Raw genomic sequence first — 21,569 nt, forward strand, 5'->3', positions numbered from 1 at the left:
CTGCAGGCTCCTGCGGCGCCCCGCCGGTCAGCCTGCGTAGTTCTCGGCCACCCAGCGTTCGGCGGTTTCTATGAAGGCTCGGGTGGCGGCGCTGGCGGAGGTGCGGGAGCGCGCGATCAGGTGGATGTCGCGGGCGGCTGCGGCCTTCGTTCTTATGGTCACCAGCGGAAACGGCGGCTCGCGCAGGATGAGGTCCGGCAGCACGGAAAAGCCCAGGTTGGCGCTGACCATGCTCATGACCGCGTAGTCGCTGTCCACGGTGAAGCGCACGTTGGGCTCTACGCCGTTGGCTTTGAACAGGGCCTCCATCTCGGATGGACGCCCGTTGCTCATGAGCTGCACGTAGGGCTGTTCGGCCAGGTCGGTGGCGGTGAAGAAGCGCTGCGTCGCCTTCGGGTTATCCGGCGATACCGCCACCAGCAGCGGGTCGCGGCGCAGCATCACGGCGTCGAAGTCGTAGCGCAGGGGCGACACGCAGAAGCCGCAGTCTGCGTCGCCGTTCCACACTGCGTCGGCCAGGGCCTGCTCGTCGTCGATGCACAGCAGCTTCAGGTCGATGAGCGGGTAGGCCTCGAGGAAGGCCTTCGCGATGTGGGGGAACCACTGGATGGCCGTGCTGGTGAACGCCGCCACGCGCACAAGGCCGCCTTCCAGATGCTTCAGTTCGGCTACATGGGTTTCCAGCTGGTGCTCCGCGGCGTGGGCGGCCTGGACGAGCGGGTAGAGCTCGCGGCCGTCGGCGGTGAGGCGCGTGTCGCCGTAGTCGCGCACGAACAGAGGCAGCCCCAGGTCGCGTTCGAGGGAATTCACCAGGTAGCTGATGCCGGCCTGGGTGTATCCCATGCGGGCAGCGGCCTCTTTGAAGCTGTGGGTCTGGGCGACGGTGAGGAACGCCTCGTACTTCTGGTTCGCCATGGGCATCCTTTCTGCGCGACGACTTGGTGGGGGGCGGACACGTGGTCGCCTACCGGCAGCATCTTCCCTGATGGTAGGATGCGCGGTAGAATATAACAAGAGATTCTTTAAGATATATCAATAAATACTCGTTTTACTTGTTTCAGCTGGTTTCGTACAATGAGCAACGTTTCCGTAACAGATTGAAACGACCCCAGGCAGGGTAAGGGGCCTTGCTCTTTGTGCACCTTGCATCCCTGGCGGGACGTGGCGTCGGCGCACAGAAGGCTGATGACGACACGAGCGCGGCGTCCGGAACGGATTGGGGCGCTGCGAGGAGGATGAACCATGGCGCGGCTTATGCAATCGAATCTGAAGTGGCCCTTCGTGGCCTTTATCGTGCTGGAGACGCTCATTTTCGGCTCGGGTAACGCCATTACGAAGATGGCTTACGACTCCATCACGCCGCTGTGGTGCCTCGCCATTCGCTTTGGGCTGGCCAGCGCCGTGTTCGCGCTGTTCTTCGGCAAGCGCATGGTTCGGTCGCTGCGCGCGGCGAAGGTGCGTTCGTGGCTGCCTGCCGCCGTTTGCATGGCGCTGTCGTACCTGTGCTGCAACGTGGCGCTGGACTTCACCACGGCCACTAACGTGGGCTTTCTGGTGGCGCTTCCGGTGGTGTTCGCGCCCATCCTGTCCAGCCTGGTGAACCGCACCCGCTACCCGCTGGCGTTTCTGCCGTTTCAGGTGGTCGTGGTGGCGGGGCTTCTGCTGCTGTGCGGCAACGGCGGCAGCCTGGTCTTCGGCGTCGGCGAGGTGCTAGCGCTGGTGTCGTCGGTGGCATTGGCCGGCGCGCTCGTGTTCGGAAAGAAGGGGCTTGCGCAGCTGGACGCTATCACCGTCGCGGGAACCCAGATTGGCATGGCATTCGCGCTGTGCCTGGCGTGCGCCGTGGCCTTCGAGCCCATGGTGGACGTGGCCCAGGTAAGCCCCATGGCCTGGGGGACCATCGCGTTTCTGGCGCTGCTGTCCACGTGCCTGACGTTCTTTTTGCAGAACGTCTCGCTGGAGAAGCTGCCGTCTACCACGGTGTCGCTGCTGCTCACGGGCGAGCCGGTGTTCACGGCGCTGTTCTCGTTCCTACTGCTGGGGGAGACGCTGTCTTTTGTGGGGCTGGCAGGCGCCGCGCTGATCGTGGGCGCCGTGGTGGCCGCCACTTACGTGGAAGGCCGCCAAGACGCGAAGGCAGCCGGCGCAGCCCCCACATCGACCGCGCCAGCCTCGGCGTAGAGCGGCCCGAGCACGCCGCTTTCGCACGGGCGTCGCCTTTGCACAGACGCCGCTCCCGCCCGAACGCCGCCTTTGTCCGAGCGTCGCCCTGCCCTCCCCCCCCGGGAGGGGGTAGCTGGCGTGCATACGGGGCAGGTTCGTGCATAAAAACGTCCCAACCTGCCCGGTATGCGCGGTTCCGCCCGCCCCCCGCGATGAGGTTCCGTCCGTCCCGCCTGCGGTGCGGCTCCGGCCGCAATGCACTCCGAAGCGGCGTTCCAAAATGTTGTGCAACAAAATGTTTTTTTTTCCGTGAAAATAAGCCGGACGTATTACCCATCGAAAGGAGTGTTCGGCTTATGTACGGTTATCAAGACGCAATGGTGACGACGATCCTGCTTGTCGCTGTTATGGCAATCGTAGTTTGGCTGGTGGCGACCGCCCTGTTCGTTTCGGCGGCCAAGAAGAAAGGTCACTACACGCAGGGGGCCGCTGTGCCGTGGCTCGTCGGCATCTTCCTGTCTCCGCTGACGCTCGCGCTGTACGTATGCGCGCTGCCCGACCGCGGTGCCCCGGCGGCTACCCCGACCACTTCCGCCCCCGCGCAGCTCGAGGACGAGCTGCCGGCTCTGTAAGGGGTACGCATGGCCGATTACAAAGTAGTATTTCGCGCAGACGCGAGCACTCGGGGCGCGAGAGTTTCGGGCTGGGAAGCTTGCTGCCCGCTCGAACTGGAGGTGGTGCAGGTTTCTCGCGACGTCGTCACCGGTAAGGCCTACCTGCAGGCGAAGGTTCGCAACGTCTCCCGCGAGATGGTGGGGTCGTTCAAGGCAGCCTTCGACGTGGCCTGTGCGACCGGTTCGGCGGAGCATGTAGAGGTTGAGCAGCTTGACGCCGATATTGCGGCAGGCTCGTGCGGCTCTTTCGCGCAGGCGCTTAGTCGCGGAGACGTGGAGGCGGTGAGCGGGCGCATCCTGTCCGCGCGTACGGCGAAGGGCGTCTGGTCCGCCCCGATCGATCGGCAGCTGGAGCTGGCGAACCCCGAGCTGGGCTTATCCGAGAAAGCAAGGCGCGAGCGCTATGATCGCCTATGGGCGCCCCGCGTTGCATTCGGTACCGATGCGCATTTGGCGGCCGCTGCTGATAAAGGCCTGGTTAAGGGAGAGGGCTGGTGGGTGTGTCCTTGCGGTCGGCCGAACGTGGGTCGCGAAGAATGCATCGGTTGCCACGCTTCCTACGGCGTCTTGACCTCCGAAGGAGCCGAGGAAGAGACTGTTCTCGAGCGTGCAGCTGACGAGCGCGCGGCTGCAGCAGCGGAGGCGGCCCGCAAGGTCAAGCGTAGGAACATAACGATTGCGGTAGCCGCGATTGCTGTAGTCGCGCTGGCGGTTGTGGGCGTGTTCGTATCGAGCTACCTCACAAAGCTCTCCGACTACGACAAGGCCATGGAGCTATTCGAGCGGGGCGAGTATGCCAAGGCGAAAATGGCGTTTTATGAGCTCGGTGACTTCTCCAATGCGGAAGAGATGGCGAAGGAGGCGAGCGATGCCCAGGAGAACGAGCGCCGAGCCGAAAGAGAGGCAGAGCGTACGGCGGCGATGGAGGCCTACGCGCGAGGCGACTATCAGCAGGCGATGGTCGATTTCAATCGCTTAATGTCTGATGCCGAAGGCGATGAGCTTGAAGAGCTGCAGAAGCTGAGCGAGGCTGCCGAGTTCGGCGCGACGGTGTCCGCGTATTTCGGAGATGACCGGGAGGCATGGTATTTCGACGGCAAGGTAGGAAGCAGTAACGTAGGTCGCGAGTGCTCCTTTAGCTTGCATGCCGATGGGACTTGTGCGGTTACCTTCTCTGCTCCAAAGGACCTTGCCGGAACATGGGAGGGCTCCTGGGATCCGGAGACGCGGCAGCTGAGTCTGCCAGGATTCCCTGGTGGCGAGATGTGGGATATCGTCGGCGTCGAGGAGAGCAGTGCGGGCAGATCTTACCTGAATGTCGAGCTTCCGGACCTGGACTATTCCGACCCGTCTTCGCGCTACGCCGGATTCAGCATTTACTAATCACTGGCTGATAACGTAAATCCGGCCGCTCTCCTTGGGGCGGCCGGGCGTTTTGTTGATGGGTTGTTCGGGGCTTGATGTTCCCTATGCCAGCAGATCCTCGCGGACGAAGTGGGTCCAGGGCTTGTTGGGCTCCAGTTCGGGGGCGGGGATGCCGGCGGCTTCGCCCGCTTCGATGCATTTCAGCAGCCAGGCCATGTTCGTGCCCAGGGTGCGCATGGTGTACATGCCCTCGGCGTCGGCGTGGACCTGCCCCGGCTCGCGGCCGTGGGCGACCAGCCAGTAGGTGGACGACACCAGCGGCATGCAGTTGATCTGGAAGTACTTGTCAATCTGATCGGCGGTGAGGGTGGTTCCGGCCCGTCGCGCCACGGCAATGCCCGCCGCCGGCTTGAAGCGGAAGAGCGACCCGCCCGCGTAGAACATGCGGTCGAGCAGGCTCACCAGCGATCCGTTCATACCGGCGTAGTACACCGGCGACCCGATGACCAGGCCGTCCGCCTCGCCGGCCTTCTGGATGAGCTCGTTGCACACGTCGTCGGCGAACACGCACTTGTTATCGCCGCGCCGCCCGCAGGTGCCGCAGGCGGTACAACCGTGGATGGCCTTGGCGCCGATCCAGGCGATCTCGGTCTCCACGCCGGCGGCGTTCAGCGCCCCGGCTACTTCCTCCAGCGCGCGCTGGGTGTTGCCTTTGGGCCGTGCGCTTCCGTTGATGAGCAGAACCTTCATGGGCTTCCTCCTGGTCTCGTCTTGTATGGAATGGGGAAATTCTAACACGGTTGCGTGGGGTTACGGCGCGCGGCAAGAGCGGCGCGGCGGGGTCGCATTGGGCGGCGCGCAAAGACCGACGTTCCGCGATGACAGAGGGTCGCACCAAATGTCATCGCAAAAGAGCGCCATCTGGTGTGCCCTCTGTCAGCCGCCCTCTGTCAGCCCCATCATTCTTATGCGTTCGTAAGGTTGGTGGGGTTTGGAAACTCTTTTGCAACGACGCCTGGGTGCGCGCCCATCGTTCGCGAACTTGTTGCATCATGGTTGCAGCGACGGAATCGGATGCAAGGAGGCCTCTCATGGCGAACGCGAACGACGGCATCAACACCATAGCGGCAGGTTTCAAGAACGTCTTTCTGGCGGGTGTGGGGGCCATGGCGCTCACGGGCGAGAAGACCAAGGAGCTGGTGGACCAGCTGGTGGCCAAAGGCGAGATCACCGTGGAGCAGGGCAAGCAGGTCACGACCGAGCTGCAGCAGAAGGCGGCCGAAGCTGCCAAAGACACGCGCGAGGACGTGCTGCGCGCCATCATGAGCACCATGACGCCCGAAGAGCGAGCTGACTTCGCGAAGAAGGCGACGGCTTACGCCGAGGAGACCGCCCAGGCGGTGCAGCAGGCCGCCGACGCTGCGGAGGCATCTGCGCCGGCTGCCGGCCAGGCCCAGGTAGTTGACGTGGAGGACGTTGTCGAGGAAGATAGCGCCGAAACCGAAGGCAAGTAATTCCCGAACGAAGGAGGGCCGCCCGTGTTCGTGCTGCTGCATGGGTTCGCCCAAACGCCCGCTACCTGGAAGCCCGTGGCCGACAAGCTGCGGGCTTCAGGCTATTCGGTGGAAGTTCCCAACCTGTACGCCCGGCTGCCCGAATGCGGCACGCTCGAGGGTTTGTGCGATCAGGTTGCGGAGCTGGTGACGTCTTGCGCGCAAAATGCTTCGGTGGTGCTGGCGGGCTATTCCATGGGCGGGCGCGTGGCGGCGCAGACGCTCGTGCGCCATCCCGACCTGCCCGTGGCGGCCGTGGTGCTGGAAAGCGCGGGATTTGGGCCGCAAGACGATGCCGGGCGCGCGGCCTTGGCGGCTCGTAGCGCCCAGTGGGCGGAACGTTTGCGCCACGAGGGCGTAGAGCCGTTCATGGACTGGTGGGAGACACTGCCGCTGTTCGCCACACAGCAGTCGCTGCCGCCACAGGTTCGCCGGGCCGTAAGGCGCGAGCGTACGAGCTTCGATGCGGAAGCGCTGGCCCGAAGTTTGGAAGGCTGGGGCCAGCAGCACCAGTCGCTGCAGTCGGAGACGTTGGCGGCGCTGGGGCGTGCGCGGGACATGGGTGTTTCGCTGACCTACGTGGCAGGGTCGCTCGATAGGAAGTACTGCGCCCTGGCCGACCGCGCACGCGATGCGGGACTGTCGACGGTCGCGGTCTCCGGCGCGGGGCACAACGCGCACCTGGAAAAGCCCGACCGGTTCGCGGAGCTGCTCGTGCAGGTGGCGAATGAGGCCGAAGTTCGGGCTTGATGGCCGGAAGACGGGCAGGGCGGCGTTCAGGAGTCGCGCTTTTCCCGAGATCGCTGAAGGCTTAAGCCCCCAGCCACGCCCCCGAGCCCGAGAACCGGTTCCACGCGCCGTCAACCCAGCGGCTGCCTGTAGCCATGGCACCCGACGACTCCATCCAGTACCACGTGCCGCCCAGGTTCAGCCAACCCGTGACCATGGCGCCGCTGCCGGGGCGCAGGTAGTACCACGTGCCGCCCACCTGCTGCCACCCCTCGGCCATGGCGCCGCTGCCGGGGCGCAGGTAGTACCAGGCGCCTCCCACGGGCGCCCATCCCTCGGCCATGGCGCCCCCGGCCTTCAGGTAGTACCACGTGCTGCCCACCTGCTGCCACCCTTCGGCCATAGCGCCGCTACCGGGCTTGAGGTAGTACCAGGCGCCTCCTACGGACGCCCACCCCTCGGCCATGGCGCCGCTGCCGGGCTTGAGGTAGTACCACGTGCCGCCCACCTGCTGCCACCCTTCGGCCATGGCGCCGCTCGCTTTCAGGTAGTACCACGTGCCGTTCACCTTCTGCCAGCCGGTGAGCATGCCGCCGTTGCGGTCGAACAGGTACCACGTGCCGCTGATGCGCTCCCAGCCGCCCTTGGCCAGGCTGCCGTCGCTGTGGCGATATTGCCAAACGCCCGAGTCGAGCGACCACCCAGGTTTGACGGTTGGAGTGGCCGGGGTGGTGGGAGCGGGCAGCTTGGCCACGGGCCGCGTCTCCTTGGCCCCGCAGCGCGAGCAGGTCCGTGCGTCCTGACCTTGCGCCTGAGTGGTCGGCTCCTTCACGCGCACCCAGGCGCCGAAGCCGTGTCCAAGCGCCGCCAGGGTTCGCGTTTCGCTAGCGCCGCAGGTGCTGCAGGTGCGCTTCTGCTGCCCGGCTGCGGTGCAGGTGGCGTCCGTCGTCGTGGACCAGGCGCCCCATCGGTGCGTATGGGTCGCATCCGCGTAAGTAGCAGTGAAGGCGAAGGTGCCACCGCTCTTCCCTGTTGCGACGTTGCTCTTGTTCGTGTAGGTCACTTTCAGCGCGACGCTCTTCCGCACACCGCCCAGCGTAGCGGTCCACGAACGTTGCCCCAGCTCGTAGGCAATCAGGTTGCCCAGGATGCTCTTGGTGGCGCCGTCGTAGGCGCTCAGCCAGCCTGCGTGGTTCTGAATCTTCTCCTCGATAGAGAACGAGGAGGCGCCTTTGGCCAGGTGCTCGTTGATCTCGGCTTCGAATTCGTCTGCGAAGGGGTCGATGGCGCCGGTGCGAATGAAGTAGTTGTCGTCAAGCGATGTGGACTCGTAGCCGGCTACCGCCTGGGTGTGCCCAGGGTGGGCTAGGGCCATCAGTTCGTCGGTGAGGCCGAAATAGATGTGGCGCAAGTCTACCGGTAACCCCTTGACGTTTTCATCGTCCCAGGTGACGTCTACTTGGTACCATTTTCCATCCAGCCTCACGGCGGTCCATACGTGGTTGTCGGGCACCGAGGCGATGCGGCCGGTCTCTATGCCCACCGCCTTCAGCAGGTTGCAGTAAGCGGCATGGTAGCTTTCGCAATTGCCCAGACCGCGGGCCAGAACCCCTTCGGCGTTGACGAACCGCAGGTCGTACTCGGCATTGTCTATGAGATAGTCGTGCAGCCACAGCGCCCGATCGAAATCGGTGGCGTTCGCCCCCAGGTTGGCGTTGCATTGAGCGGCGATGGCGGCGCAGCGGTTCGCGACCGAAGGCGCTTCGGCGCTGTTCAGCGTTAAGACAAGGTTGGACGAGGCCGTTTTCACCGGACGGTCGCCGTACAGGTTGTCCTGCACCGTGATGCGCAGCCGATACGTTCCCGATACTGTGAACTCGAAGGGGAAAGAGCCTGCGTCCTGCATGGTATAGGCGTTGTTGAAGGTGGCGTTCGTGGGGTCCACCAGGTTGGGGTAGTCGGACAGGCCGTCCGTAAGCATGGGTGACTGGAACGAATACAGGTAGTCGCCTTTGCCGCCCCAGCCCTGGGCGAAGAAATCGGTGTCTTCGCCGGCTTTAAGGGCGTCGTACTTCACCACCAGCGCCAGATCTCCCGCGGTGCTGCTCTTCACGAAATCGCACAGTCTGTTACCCTGCGGGGCGTAGCGTTTCCACTGGTAGCCGTCCAAGTTGCGGTTGTCGTCGGTGAAGGAGGAATCCCAGCCGTAGGTGGTGGCGCTGTCGGTCCAGCCGCTGTGGGGGTGGTAGCCGGCAGCGGGCGAAGCGAACCAGGTGCCGCTTTTCAGGAAGTAGCTGTAGTCCGGATTTCCGGCGGCGCCCGGGTCGTCGTTGTCGTCCCAGGTGGCATCCACGTGATACCACGATCCGTCCAGATTGACGGCGTTCCATGCGTGGTTTTCGGAGGTAACCAGCAAAGGCGCGTTCTCCACTCCCGCCTGGTCTAGCAGGTAGGCCAGGGCGAACATGTACGACTGGCATACGCCCAAACCGTCCACCATGCACCCGTAGGCGGTGAACGACGGGTAGGAGGCCTTCGCCGCATCGCTGTCCTCGGCTTCCGGGTCGTTCGGGTCGGCGTCGGGCGCCACGGCGCCGCGGTTGTAGGTGGCGTGGTTGCACAGCCAGTCGTGCAGGGCGTACACCTTCGACTCGTCGGTCATGGAGTCGTCCACGCAGGCCAGCGCCCGCTGAACGTTCAGGTCGAAGTCGGCCTGCATCTGGGCCAAGGTGTCAGCATCGGTGGTGATGTAGGAGGGCAGGAGCGCCACGATCTGCGTGCGGTCGGCGCTCAGCGCCGCGTTTAGGTAGGTGCGCACGTTGAAGAGGCCAGGGCGGTCCAGCATGTGGTCGATGTAGCTGCGGAACAGTGCGTTGAACTGCTCGTTGGTGGCGGGCAGCGCCCCCAGGGAGGTGACGTCGATGGTTGGGGCCGCGCTTTCCCAGCCGGCATCCAGAAGGGCGCCCAGCGTGGTCGACTCGGCAGCGATGCCCAGCGAATAGGCGCTTGCCGGCTCGTCTGGGCTGTCGGCGCCGTCAAGGCTGCTTGCGGCCGCGTCGGGCGAGATGCTTACGGTGTAGCCGTCTTCGGGGAACAGCGGGTCGAACCCCACGAGGACGGTCGTGGCGCCGTCGGTCTCAAGGGACTGCGCGGCCCGAATCGCCTCTTCGGCCGTCGCGAAACCGCCGGCAGATGCCGCAGATGCTGCAGGTGTCGCGGATGCATCGCCAGCCGCCTGGTTCGCCGCCAGCGGCTCAAGTCCTGATGGCGCGGCATCGGTTGCGAAAGCGGGAAGCGGGCAGAGGGTGGCGGCTAGGGCCGCAGCCAGGAGGACGGAGAGTGCCCGGGCGCCGGTTGTCTTCTGCATGGAAGCCCTTTCTGCTGGTCAGCTTCGTGCAATACGCAGATGCGCCGCTCGCGTAACCCGATGTCGGCGCAAGCGACGCATCCGTCTGGCGAAGCGCTTATTCTAGCGGAAAAGGCAGCTTTTTTCTACGGTCGGCCCAAGCTACTTCGCGAACTTGGAGTAGTCGTAGCCGCCGTGGGCTCCGTGGCGCTGGTGCGCCTTGCCCGGCCCCTCGGTTCCGTGCTCGGCGGCGCCTGCGGCCTTCTTCTTGGCTGCTTTGCGCAGGCGCTGCTCGGCGTTGCGCGCGTTGCGGGACCGCTCGTCGTCGGCGCCGTGCTTGTTGCGGCCGCCGTCGCGTTTCGGCCCGCTGCCTCCGCGACCGCCCCGAGCCTCGTCGCGCCCGCCGAAGCCGCCCTTAGCCTTACGCCCTTTGCCCTCGCCGAAGGCTTTCGCCCGCCGTTCGGCGCGGTTGCCCTGTCCCGGCCTGGACCCGCGCTCGCCCCGCTCCTCCATGCCGCGACGTGCCTGGCCCTTCGCGCCCTTGAGGCCCTTCGACCCCTTCGGGCCCTTGCGTACCGGCCGTTCGCTCATGCCCGCCGCGCCCTTCGCGCCGCGCCCCTTGCCCTTGCCGCCCTTCTTCTCCAGGTCGGCCATGTCGGTGGGGTAGTTCTCCAGCTCGGTGAAGTCCACTTCCTTCTGGATGAGCTTCTCGATGGCCTTCAGCGTCTTGGCCGACTCGCGGGTGACGAAGGAGATGGCGAAGCCCTCCTCGCCGGCGCGTCCGGTGCGGCCGATGCGGTGCACGTAGTCCTCGGCCATGTCGGGCAGGTCGAAGTTCACCACGTAGTCCACTTCGGGCACGTCGATACCGCGGGCTAGCACGTCGGTGGCCACCAGGATGTCCGCCTTGCCGCGCCGGAACGCCTCAAGGGCGCGCCGCCGCTGGGCCTGGGATTTGTCGGAGTGGATGGATTCCGCCTGGTAGCCAGCCTTCTTCAGGGCCTCGGCGCAGTCTTCCGTGCGGCCCTTCGTGCGAGCGAACACGATGACGCGCTCGTGGCCCTTTTCTGCCAGCACCGCTTCCAGCAGCTCCTGTTTCTTGTGATTGGGGATGGGCAGCGCGTACTGGGCCACGGTCGCGGCGGTCTCGCCGTTGCGGGCGATCTCCACCATGGCCGGGTTAGAAAGCAGCGTGCCCAGGTTCTTCTGAATGGACTCGTCGATGGTGGCCGAGAACAGCAGGGTTTGGCGCTCTTTCGGCGTAGCTTCTACAATGGTGGTGACGTCCGGCAGAAAGCCCATGTCAAGCATGCGGTCGGCTTCGTCGAGCACCAGCACCTGAATCTCCGACAGGTCCACCACGCCGCGGGCCATGAGGTCCTTCAGGCGCCCGGGGGTGGCGATGAGCACGTCGGTGCCGCGGCGCAGCTCTTGGATCTGGGGGCTGTAGGAGCTGCCGCCGTAGACCGTGGTGACGAAGTGGCCGGTCTTGCGCGATACCTGCATGGCCGTGCGCGAGATCTGCATGGCCAGCTCGCGGGTGGGGCTCACCACCAGCACACGCGGCGCTCGCTTCCCGCGCTTGACCTTGGGAAGCTTGCCCAGCACGGGCAGCAGGAAGGCGGCGGTCTTGCCGGTGCCCGTGCTGGCGGCGGCGATGACGTCGCGCCCTTCCAGCACCAGCGGGATGGATTGCTCCTGCACGGGGGTGGGCTCCAGGTAGCCCAGCTTGTCGACGGCTGCCAGAGCGCTTTCGGGCAGTCCGAGTTCGTTGAACGTGGTCATGGTTTTCCTTCTGTAGGGCTAGGGCGACGGCGTTGCGATCGGTTACAGCGGGCGCCTTCGCGAAAAGCGAATGAACGTGAACAAGCTATTATGCCCCGTTTCGGTGACCGATTGGGTCGGGATGCCGGAACCGCGCAGAACAAGCATGTTAGGCGGTTCAACTGCGTAGGGCGGTGCGTCTGCCCCCCAATCGCCAAGAGCAGCGCCCCTTTCCCAGCCGCATGGGGCCGTGCCCCTTCCTCTAACCGCATGGGGCCGCGTTCCTTCCCCAACCGCGCGGTTCGGAATCGTGCATAGCGGGCAGGTTCGCGCGAAAAAGCGTACCAACCTGCTCGGTATGCACGATTCCGGGCGCTCGTGTGCCCGGGGCGTCCGTGGCTCCGGGGACGGGCGGGAGTCGGCGCCTGCCCTGCGCTAAATCTCGTCGATATTGTAGGGCGTGGTCTGGTAGACGTAGTAGTTCAACCAGTTGGTGTAGAGCAGCTGGGCGTGGCTGCGCCAGTTGGCCACGGGCTGGCGGGTGGGGTCGTCGTCGGGGAAGTAGTGGGCGGGCACGGCCGGATTCAGGCCGCGGGCCAGGTCGCGCTCGTATTCGCCGGCCAGCGTCGCGCGGTCGTACTCGGGGTGGCCGAACACGAAGAAGTGCTTCGAGTCGCGCGATTTCGCGATGTAGACCCCGGCCTCTTCCGAGACGGCGATCAATTCCAGGTCCGGGTGGGCCTCGATGTCGCAGGCCAGCACCTCGGTGTAGCGGGAATGCGGCGCCCAGAACGCGTCGTCGAACCCGCGCACCAGCGGGGAAGTGCGCTTCACCACCTCGTGCCGAAACACGCCCGACAGCTTCTGCGGCAGCTCGTGCTTGCTCACGCCGTAATGGTAGTAGATGCCGGCCTGCGCGCCCCAGCAGATGTGCAGCGTGGAGTGGACGTTCGTGCGCGACCACTCCATGATCTCGGCCAGCTCGTTCCAGTAGTCCACCGACTCGAAGTCGAGCAGCTCCACGGGCGCGCCGGTGATGATGAGCCCGTCGAAGCGCCGGCTGCGCACCTCTTCGAAGGTGGTGTAGAAGGTCTCGAGGTGCTCGGCGGCCACGTTCTTCGCGTCGTGGCTGATGGTTTGCAGGAACTCAACCTCTACCTGCAGCGGCGTGTTCGAGAGTTTCCGCAAGAGCTGCGTCTCAGTGGTGATCTTGGTGGGCATGAGGTTCAAGATGAGCAGCCGCAGCGGACGGATGTCCTGGTGGATGGCGCGCATCTCCGTCATGACGAAGATGTTCTCGGCCTCAAGCTCGGTGGTGGCGGGCAGCTGGTTGGGGATGCGGATGGGCACGGGTTCTCCTTACGGCAGGCGGCGCGGGGCTAGATGGCGGCCAGGGCCTGGTCCAGGTCGGCGATGATGTCCCGGGCGTTCTCGATGCCGCAGGACAGGCGCACCAGGTCGGCTCCGATGCCCGCGGCCGCCAGCTCGTCGTCGGTCATCTGCCTGTGGGTGGACGCCGCCGGATGCAGCACGCAGGTGCGCGCGTCGGCCACATGGGTGGCGATCTGGGCCAGCTGCAGCTTCGCCATGAACGCCTCGGCCGCCGCGCGACCCCCGGCCACGCCGAAGCTCACCACGCCGCAGCTGCCGTCGGGCAGGTACTCCTGGGCCAGCGCGAACTCCGCGTCGCCGGGCAGCGAGGGGTGCCGCACCCAGGCAACCTTCGGGTGCTCGGACAAAAACTGCGCCACGGCCAGGCCGTTTTCCGCGTGACGAGCCATGCGCAGGTGCAGGCTCTCAAGCCCCAGGTTCACAAGGAAGGCGTTCTGCGGTGATTGGATGGAACCCAGATCGCGCATGAGCTGGGCCGTCGCCTTGGTGATGTAGGCGCCTTCCTTGCCGAAGCGCTCCACGTAGTTCACGCCGTGGTAGGTGGCGTCGGGGGTGGTGAGCCCCGGGAACTTGTCGGCGTGGGCTGCCCAGTCGAAGCGGCCCGAATCCACGATGGCGCCGCCCACGGATGCGCCGTGGCCGTCCATGTACTTGGTGGTGGAGTGGGTGACGATGTCGGCGCCGAACTCGATGGGGCGGCACAGCACCGGCGTGGGGAACGTGTTGTCCACGATGAGCGGAACCCCGTGGCCGTGGGCAGCATCGGCGAACTTCCGGATGTCGAGCACCGCTAGCGCCGGGTTGGCGATGGTCTCGCCGAAGACGCATTTCGTGTTGGGCTGGAAGGCGGCGTCCAACTGCTCGCGGGTGCAGTGCGGGTCGACGAAGGTGACGGCGATGCCCATGCGGCGAAGGGTGTGGGCCAGCAGGTTGAAGGTGCCGCCGTAGATGGCCGAGCTTGCCACCACGTGGTCTCCGCAGCCGGCGATGTTGAACACCGCGAAGAAGTTCGCCGCCTGGCCGGAGCTGGTGAGCATGGCCGCGGTGCCTCCTTCGAGCGCGGCGATCTTGGCGGCCACGGCGTCGTTGGTGGGATTCTGCAGCCGCGTGTAGAAGTAGCCGGACTCCTCTAGGTCGAACAGGCGGCCCATGTGCTCGGACGAATCGTACTTCCAGGTGGTGTTCTGGTAGATGGGCACCTGGCGCGGGTCTCCGTCGCCGGGGCGCCATCCGCCTTGGACGCACGTGGTGTCGATGGTGCTGCACTGAAGCTCGGCCATGGGGCATGCCTTTCTGTTTCGCCTTGTCATGCTGCTTGCAGGCCGGCGGCTGCCGAATCCGGAGGCTGGCTCCTGCAAACGTCCGCCTATTATAGCGGCAATGGCGGCGGAGGCAGCGCTGCCCGCGAGAATCCCGACGCGTTGCAGCCGCACCGCACGTCGCGCCTCACCTGTGCCAGAAGTCGGCTGTCCGAATGCTTGGGCGCGGGCATCCTTTTGTGAACATATGGGGGCGTTTGGTTGACAGCCACCCGCAGACTACTACAATCACGGATTAGCACTCTCAAGGCGAGACTGCTAATCGGCGCGCTCTGCATTGTGCACTCCGTACGCTCCTGCGCGTAAGGCCGTGCTGATGACGTGCTGCGGACCGCCAGGGTTGCGCTGTTGCCTGCGGCGATTGGTGGCGTGACGCTGCGACCTGCGGCGAGGCTCGACGTGGCCCGTCGCAGCTTGCGGGGCGGCACGCAAGGAGCGCCCGAGCGGCAGCGTCTCGCCGAAGCGTCACCGAGCGAAAGGACAGAAGCGCCCATGAAGAAGTTCAAAACCGAGAGCAAGAAGTTGCTCGACCTCATGATCAACTCCATCTACACCAACCGCGAGATCTTCCTGCGCGAGCTCATCTCCAACGCGTCGGACGCGGTGGACAAGCTGTACTTCGCCAGCCTCACCGACAAGGACATCCAGCTCAACCGCGCCGATTTGCGCATCGTGGTGTCCTCGGACCAGGACAGCCGCACGGTCACCGTCTCCGACAACGGCATCGGCATGACCAAAGAGCAGCTGGACCTGAACCTGGGCACCATCGCCCATTCCGACTCGCTGGCCTTCAAGTCGGACAACTCCGAGGCCCAGGGCGGCGATGTGGACATCATCGGCCAGTTCGGCGTAGGCTTCTACTCCGCGTTCATGGTGGCGAGCAAGGTGCGCGTAGTCTCCCGCGCCTACGGGCACGACGAGACTTGGGCCTGGGAGAGCAACGGTGTCGACGGCTACACCATCACGGCCGCCGAGCGCAGCGAGCACGGCACCGACGTTATCCTCACGCTGAAGGACAACACCGATGAGGAGAGCTACGACGAGTTCGCCACGGAATACGGCCTGCGCAACCTCATCAAACGCTACAGCAACTACGTGCGCTACCCGGTCATGATGGAAGTCACCAAGACTCGCGAGGTGGCCCGTCCCGCCGACGACGCCGAAGCCGCCGAGGGCGACGCCGTGGAGCTGCAGCCGGAGTACGAGACCTACACCGAGTTTGACACCATCAACTCCATGATCCCCATCTGGAAGCGCCGCGGAACCGACGTGTCGCAAGAGGAGTACAACGAGTTCTACAAGTCCGACTTCCACGACTTCTCCGACCCGGCCTGCACCTTCACCGTGCACGCGGAAGGCGCGCTGTCCTACGATGCGCTGCTGTTCATCCCCAGCCGCGCCCCCTACGACCTGTACAGCAAGGACTACAAAAAAGGCCTGGCCCTGTACAGCTCGAACGTGCTGATCATGGAGAAGTGCGAGGAACTGCTGCCCGACTACTATAACTTCGTGCGCGGCGTGGTGGATTCCCAGGACCTGACGCTGAACATCTCCCGCGAGACGCTGCAGCACAACAGCCAGCTGCGCGCCATCGCCCGTCGCATCGAGAAGAAGGTGACCGCCGAGCTGAAGAAGATGCTGGAAAACGACCGCGAGGAGTACGAGCGCTTCTTCGACAACTTCGGGCGTGGGCTGGAGTTCGGCATCTACAACAGCTACGGCATGCTGAAAGGCGAGCTGGCCGATCTGCTCATGTTCTACTCGGCCAAGCAGGAGAAGCTGGTGACCTTCGCCGAGTACGTGGAAGCGGCGCCCGCCGATCCGAAGGTCATCTACTATGCTTGCGGCGACAGCGTGGAGCGGTTGCGGAAGCTGCCCGTGGTGCAAAGCGTGCTGTCCCGCGGCTACGACGTGCTGCTGTGCACCAAGGACGTGGACGAGTTCTGCTTCCAGGCCATGATGACCTACGGCGAGGGCGACGATGCCCGCGAGCTGAAGAACGTGGCATCGGGAGATTTGGCCCTGGCCAGCGACGATGAGAAGGCTGCGGCGGCCGAGACGGCCAAGGCTCACGAGAGCCTGTTCGCCGCCATGAAGGACGACTTGGGCGGGGAAGTGGAGCGCGTGACCGTGAGCGCGCGTTTGACCCAGCCCGACGAGGCGCCCGCCTGCATCACCGCCGAGGGGCCGCTGTCGCTGGAGATGGAGCGCATCATGGCGCAGATGCCCGATGCGGCCGGCATGAGAAGCCAGCGGGTGCTGGAGCTCAACGCGGCGCATCCGGTGTTCGCCAAGCTGGCCGCCGCCCAGGAGGCGGGCGATGCCGACAAGGTGCGCCTGTACGCCGATCTGCTGTACAACCAGGCGCTGCTCATCGAGGGCATGCCCATCGACGACCCGGTGGCCTTCGCCAATGCGGTGACGCAGCTGATGTAGCAGTGCGCCGGCCGCCGCGGCAGACGGCGCGGGCCGGGGGAAACACCGCACAACCGTCAACTTGTGCTAAAGCTTCTGACCTGGTGTTATGCAATAAAATACCAGGTCAGAGCTGTGTGTGGGGCATGCACGACATGCCGGTTGTGCAGCGCACAACCGTCTACTTGCGTCAATCCTCGTGCGCCGCCTGCGGGTACGGCGGCCGTTCCGCTATAATGCTTCGGGAAGTGGGCATGCTGGCCGGGCGACGTCGCCAAGGCGGGCCTGCCTTAAGGAGAAGGGAACTACTATGGCCGAACTCGGTAAAGTGAAATTGGCGCTGGTGCAGTTCGGCGGCGAGCTGTGCGAGTCGGTGGAACCCATCGAGCGCAACGTGGCCCATGCTTGCGAGCTTATCGCCGAGGCAGGGGCGAAGGGCGCCGATTTGGTGGTGTTCCCCGAGCTGTTCAACACCGGCTACCAGCTCAACGTCATCGGCCCGCACATCAACGAGCTCACCGAGCCGGAGGACGGCCCGTCGGTCACGGCGCTGCGCAAGGCGGCGGCGGAAGCGGGCGTGTACGTGGTGGCGGGCATCGCGCTGTTCCACGGGCTTACGGGCGTGCCGTTCAACAGCAGCGTGGTCATCGACCGCCAAGGCAACCTCATCGCCACCTACGACAAGCAGCACCTGTGGGCCCTCGAACGCTTCTACTTCCGCGGCGGCGACGATTCGCTGGTGTTCCAGACCGACTTCGGCAAGGTGGGGGTCATGATCTGCTACGACATGGGATTTCCGGAGGTGGCGCGCACCCTCACGCTTCGCGGGGCCGACCTCATCGTGTGCCCGAGCGCCTGGTGCGCCGAGGACATGGACGTGTGGCATATCAACGCGCCGTGCCGTGCGCTGGAGAACTCGGTGTTTCTGGCGGCGGTGAATCGCTACGGCGAGGAGCAGGGCCTGGTCATGCCGGGGCACACGCTGGTATGTAATCCTCGCGGCGGCATCATCGACGAGCTGCAGGAGCCCGGCGAGGCCATCCTGTATGCCGAAATCGACCTGGGCGACGTGGAGAAGAACCGCGTGACCAGCCCCTACCTGCGCGACCGTCGTCCCGAGCTCTACGAGGACGTGCTGCTGTAGGCCCCTAGCCTTCCAGCAGCTCCTTCAGCTCGCGGCGGTTGGCCACGCCGCATTTCTCGTAGATGTGGCTCATGTGGGCTTTCAGGGTGCCCTCGGCTATGAACAGCTCGGCCATGATGGCGGGGCCGTTTCTGCCTTGGGCCACCAGCGCCACGATTTCGGTTTCGCGCGGGGTGAGGCGGGCGCGGCTTGCCAGGGCTTCCACCATCTCGTCGCGGCGTTCCTCCTCGGGTGTCCTCTCCACCAGGCCGCCCACGTCCAAGATGCGCACGCCCCATTTGCTGGCCAGCTCGCGCTCGGACAGCAGGATGAGCGTGGCCACCAGCATCATGACCGCCACCAGCACCGCGATGACTATGTCCTGGGCCCCCGAGGTGAGTCCCACCGAATCCAGGGCGTTGGAGGCGCCTTTGCCCATGACGACGAAGATCTGCTCGGCGTTCTTGATGCCCGAGAACACGACGATGGTAACCCCCAGCCGCTTCGAGATGTCGTAGAACAGCAGCGCTACCAGCAGGCTCGTGAGGGAGTAGCTCATGGCGATGAGATAGCTGGAGACAACGTTGCCGAAGACCCCCTCGGCGGGGATGAGCAGAAAGCCGCAGATGATAAGCACAAGCGGCGACCGGTACAGCGTGCCTATGTTGAACCGGTTCGAGAAGAAGTAGGCGCTCAGGAACAGGACGCCCATCATGATGGCGGTGGATGCGCCCGTGTGCTGCCCGGCACCCGCAACCAGCTGGCTTTGCCGCAGCCCGTAGGCGAAGGAGTACAGCGCCATCAGCACGAAAATCTTCCAGGGGTAGGTGAACTTCGTGCAGGGGCGCGCAACCTTGTCCTGGTCGGGAAGGCCCGCGTAGGCCCGCGCCACGGCGATGCGGGCGGCTACGGGAAGCAGCAGTACGGCGACGAGCATCCGAGGCTCGTCCAGGCCGGACAGGAAGAAAGTGAGCCCGGCAGCAGCTAGTTGGGAGAGCGTGGAGAACAGAAAGATGCGCAGCAGGGGCAGCGCCGAGATGACCTCGGCGGCCAGCAGCAGGAACAGCGCGAAGCCGAAGCCGCCCAGGGCAGAGCCTGTCACGGCCAGAGGGGTTGACGAGCCCAGACCGAAAACGTGGGCCGTCACGAAGCACAGCGAGCTGCCCGCGAACCCCGCGAAGGATAGGTTGCGAAATCGCGCGGTGCCGTTGAGCGGTACGAACCGCCGTGCCGCCAGGGCCACTACCAGCGCCGTGAGGCAGAAGGCGTAGTCGAACACGTTGTGGAAGTCGATCATGCTGGCGGGCGATTCGTAGGGCCCGGCCACCGGTGCGGCCACGGTGAGCGCCACCCAGCAGCGGGCGCAGCCCATGGCCAGGAAGGGCAGCACGCCGTGCAGCCGCGCGATGCGCTCGTCGCGGCCGGCACGCATGCTGTTCGGTAGTTTCCCCATAAGGTGCAGTATAGCAGGCGAAAGCCCCGTTCGGCAGCTTGGCCGGACAGGGCTTTCGTAAAGGCGCCGAGGGTCGGGAGGGACGAACCCTCGGCCGTGCGGGGTCGTTCGCAGCGGAGCCTAGAGGCTGGCCACCAGCTTGCCGGCGTAGTAGCCGCCGGTGATGGCGCGGCCGATGGACAGGCCCTCGATGTCCATGGGGTAGTCCACGCCGCCGAAGAACTGGCCGGAGGCGTTGCCTACCGCGTACAGGCCCTTGATAGGCTGGAACTCGGCGTTGAGGCACTGGTGGTTCTTGTCCACCACCAGGCCGCCCAGGATGGCGGGCAGCATGTTGGCACCGCGGGGGATGGCGTAGTAGGGACCGCCCTCGATGGGCACCAGGTACTTCGCAGCCTTGCCGAAGTCGTCGTCGGCTCCCTTGGCGCACAGCTCGTTGTAGCGCTCAACCGTGGCCTGCAGCGTGGCGGCGTCAACGCTCACCCCGGCCCACTTCGACTCCTGGCCGTAGGCGTTGATGGCCTCGGCCAAATCCTCCAGGGTGTCGGCCTGGATCCAGCGCTCGGGGTTTACCGGGGTGGGGCCGTTGAACATGGAGATGTCGTAGGGGGATTCGGCCTTCCAGTCCTCGTAGAAGTCCTGCCAGTTGGCCGGCGCCAGCATGAAGAACTTGGCCATGCTGGGATCGGAGAATCCGCCCTCGGCCAGGTTCTTGCGCGCGAAGTTGTTCAGGTAGCCCTGACGGCAGCAGGTCTCGTCCATGAAGCGCTCGCCCTGCTGGGTGATGAACAGGAAGGGCATCTCAAGACGGGTGGGGGCCGGCTCGCCATGGATCATCTTGGTGTGGGTGTGAGGGGTCATGATGGCGCCTGCGTTCATGCCGGCCACCATGCCGGTGCCGTCGCGGAAGTCGGTGGCCAGGCGGAAGCCCTTGCAGTCGGGGGCGTAGTAGTCCAGCATCTCGGCGTTGCTGGAGTAGTCGCCCGTGGCCAGGATGACGCCCTTCGACGCGGTGAACAGGTGGTACTCGTCACCGCTCTTGCAGATGACGCCGGTGACGGAGCCGTCCTCGGCCGTCTGCAGCTGCACGCAGGGCATCAGGTAGAAGAAGTCGGCGCCGTCGGCCTCCAGCTGCTCGGCGATGGCCACCACCGAGGCGTTGTGCCCTTCGGTGTGGAAGTAGGTGTTGGCGTGCAGGTAGATGTCGTAGCCGTTGTAGGGCAGCACCGCATCGTGGTACTTGGCCTCCACGCCGCCCTTGGCCGCGGTCTCGGCCCACCAGGCGATGGCCTCCTGGGAGTTGCGGGCCCAGATCTCCACCAGGTCGCGGTCGGAGCGATAGTCGCTTTTCCAGTTGATGAAGCTGATGCATGCCTGGATGGCAGCCTCGCTGGTCTTGTCCAGGTCGATGCAGGCGGCCATGTTGCCGGTGGACTGGGCGGCAGCGGCGTTCTGCACGCAGGCCACGCGGGCCCCGGCGGCAAGGGCGCTGTGCACCGCCGACACGCCCGATTCGCCCGCGCCTACCACTACCACCTCGTAATCGTGGGTCTCGGCGAATTCGGTGATGGGCTCGGGGGCTACCAGAAACGACGGGCCGCTCACGGCGGTAGCGGCGCTGGCCTGCGTCTCCTCGCTGCGCACGGCAGGCTGGCCGCATCCGGCCAGGGCGCTGGTGGCGGCCACGGATGCGGCAGCGATGCCGCCCAGCTTGAACAGGTCGCGACGGCTGAAGTTTGCGTTGCTCATGGTTGTCTCCCTCTCTTTTCCGGGGGCGCCTACGGACGCTTCCCGACTCCCAGATGCCCTCTTCGGCATCCCCTTCATGGCTTCCGGACGCTTGCTTGGTGCCTTTCGGGCTTCCGGCGTTCGCTTCGGTGCTTCGTAGCAGCGGTCGCCTTCGCTTCGGCGTCTCGGTGGCACCCACTATGGCCCGCCGCTGCTCCCAGCGCATCGGACGATGGGAAAGATTGGGATTATTCTTGTAATCCTTCTCGTAATCCTTAGCGATGAGCTGGTGAAACGTTCTTCGGCGCCGCTTGGCTCCAAAGATTGGGACGTGGTGAGGAATCGGCTTGGCCGCCGTTCGCCTGATGCGTCGGCGCTTGAGCAACGAACCGGTGTTGGCGCTGGAACGGATCGAAGGAAAGGTTCCCGTATGCTTGCGTGCTGGCAACGGTTGGGTGGAAGCGGCTTGCGGATGAGCGGCCTTGGCGCTCAGCGTTCTAGCATGGAGTCATCGAAAGGCAGAAGAAGGCGCGACACCTTCGACC

The 21,569-nt window shown here is 65.2% G+C and carries 15 protein-coding genes; 7 read left to right on the forward strand and 8 right to left on the reverse strand.

Annotated features, from left to right (window positions below; genetic code table 11):
* Positions 1-27: 27 nt before the first annotated feature.
* Positions 28-915: a LysR family transcriptional regulator gene (locus tag NFR41_RS02485; protein ID WP_251230589.1), complete on the reverse strand. Its 888-nt coding sequence runs from the start codon at positions 913-915 to the stop codon at positions 28-30.
* A gap of 327 nt (positions 916-1,242) precedes the next feature.
* Between NFR41_RS02485 and NFR41_RS02490 the strand changes: the two genes are divergently transcribed.
* The 3 genes from NFR41_RS02490 (at position 1,243) to NFR41_RS02500 (ending at position 4,220) form a co-directional block, all read left to right on the forward strand.
* Positions 1,243-2,181 carry a DMT family transporter gene (locus NFR41_RS02490; RefSeq protein WP_251230590.1) on the forward strand — a complete coding sequence of 313 codons (939 nt, stop codon included), beginning with the start codon at positions 1,243-1,245 and terminating at the stop codon, positions 2,179-2,181.
* Positions 2,182-2,519: 338 nt separating this feature from the next.
* The gene (locus NFR41_RS02495) at positions 2,520-2,795 is read left to right on the forward strand and encodes a hypothetical protein (RefSeq protein ID WP_251230591.1); all 276 of its coding nucleotides are present in this window, start codon (positions 2,520-2,522) and stop codon (positions 2,793-2,795) included.
* Positions 2,796-3,002: 207 nt separating this feature from the next.
* Positions 3,003-4,220: a hypothetical protein gene (locus NFR41_RS02500; RefSeq protein ID WP_251230592.1), complete on the forward strand. Its 1,218-nt coding sequence runs from the start codon at positions 3,003-3,005 to the stop codon at positions 4,218-4,220.
* 84 nt (positions 4,221-4,304) lie between these two features.
* Here NFR41_RS02500 and NFR41_RS02505 read toward each other — a convergent pair whose 3' ends face one another.
* The gene (locus NFR41_RS02505; protein WP_251230593.1) at positions 4,305-4,952 is read right to left on the reverse strand and encodes a flavodoxin family protein; all 648 of its coding nucleotides are present in this window, start codon (positions 4,950-4,952) and stop codon (positions 4,305-4,307) included.
* Positions 4,953-5,293: 341 nt separating this feature from the next.
* Between NFR41_RS02505 and NFR41_RS02510 the strand changes: the two genes are divergently transcribed.
* A complete protein-coding gene (locus NFR41_RS02510) occupies positions 5,294-5,716 on the forward strand; it encodes a phasin family protein (protein WP_251230594.1) in 423 nt (140 codons plus the stop codon).
* A gap of 24 nt (positions 5,717-5,740) precedes the next feature.
* On the forward strand, positions 5,741-6,505 hold the full coding sequence (locus NFR41_RS02515; protein WP_251230595.1) for an alpha/beta fold hydrolase: 765 nt from the start codon (positions 5,741-5,743) through the stop codon (positions 6,503-6,505).
* A gap of 61 nt (positions 6,506-6,566) precedes the next feature.
* Here NFR41_RS02515 and NFR41_RS10485 read toward each other — a convergent pair whose 3' ends face one another.
* The 4 genes from NFR41_RS10485 to NFR41_RS02545 form a co-directional block, all read right to left on the reverse strand.
* A complete protein-coding gene (locus tag NFR41_RS10485) occupies positions 6,567-9,851 on the reverse strand; it encodes a transglutaminase domain-containing protein (protein WP_285833845.1) in 3,285 nt (1,094 codons plus the stop codon).
* Positions 9,852-9,992: 141 nt separating this feature from the next.
* Entirely contained in the window at positions 9,993-11,615 is a 1,623-nt protein-coding gene (locus tag NFR41_RS02535) for a DEAD/DEAH box helicase (protein ID WP_251230596.1), read from the reverse strand.
* A 414-nt stretch (positions 11,616-12,029) separates the two neighbouring features.
* Positions 12,030-12,944 (reverse strand): homoserine O-acetyltransferase MetA, encoded by a 915-nt coding sequence (gene metA, locus NFR41_RS02540; RefSeq protein WP_251230597.1) that lies wholly within the window; start codon positions 12,942-12,944, stop codon positions 12,030-12,032.
* 29 nt (positions 12,945-12,973) lie between these two features.
* Positions 12,974-14,266, reverse strand: a complete 1,293-nt coding sequence (locus NFR41_RS02545; RefSeq protein WP_160212646.1) for an O-acetylhomoserine aminocarboxypropyltransferase/cysteine synthase family protein — start codon at positions 14,264-14,266, stop codon at positions 12,974-12,976.
* Between the two features lie 531 nt (positions 14,267-14,797).
* On the opposite strand from NFR41_RS02545, the gene htpG reads away from it, so the two are divergent.
* Entirely contained in the window at positions 14,798-16,741 is a 1,944-nt protein-coding gene (gene htpG, locus NFR41_RS02550) for a molecular chaperone HtpG (RefSeq protein WP_251230598.1), read from the forward strand.
* Between the two features lie 289 nt (positions 16,742-17,030).
* Positions 17,031-17,864 carry a nitrilase-related carbon-nitrogen hydrolase gene (locus tag NFR41_RS02555; protein WP_160212648.1) on the forward strand — a complete coding sequence of 278 codons (834 nt, stop codon included), beginning with the start codon at positions 17,031-17,033 and terminating at the stop codon, positions 17,862-17,864.
* Positions 17,865-17,868: 4 nt separating this feature from the next.
* Here the strand turns inward: NFR41_RS02555 and NFR41_RS02560 are convergent, their stop codons facing one another.
* Together NFR41_RS02560 and NFR41_RS02565 are read right to left on the reverse strand one after the other, a co-directional pair.
* Entirely contained in the window at positions 17,869-19,275 is a 1,407-nt protein-coding gene (locus tag NFR41_RS02560; protein ID WP_251230599.1) for a helix-turn-helix transcriptional regulator, read from the reverse strand.
* A 141-nt stretch (positions 19,276-19,416) separates the two neighbouring features.
* Entirely contained in the window at positions 19,417-21,045 is a 1,629-nt protein-coding gene (locus NFR41_RS02565; RefSeq protein ID WP_251230600.1) for an FAD-dependent oxidoreductase, read from the reverse strand.
* Between the last annotated feature and the right edge of the window lie 524 nt (positions 21,046-21,569).

The sequence above is a fragment of the Adlercreutzia aquisgranensis genome, assembly GCF_943193145.1.
GTDB classification, from domain to species: Bacteria; Actinomycetota; Coriobacteriia; order Coriobacteriales; family Eggerthellaceae; genus Xiamenia; species Xiamenia aquisgranensis.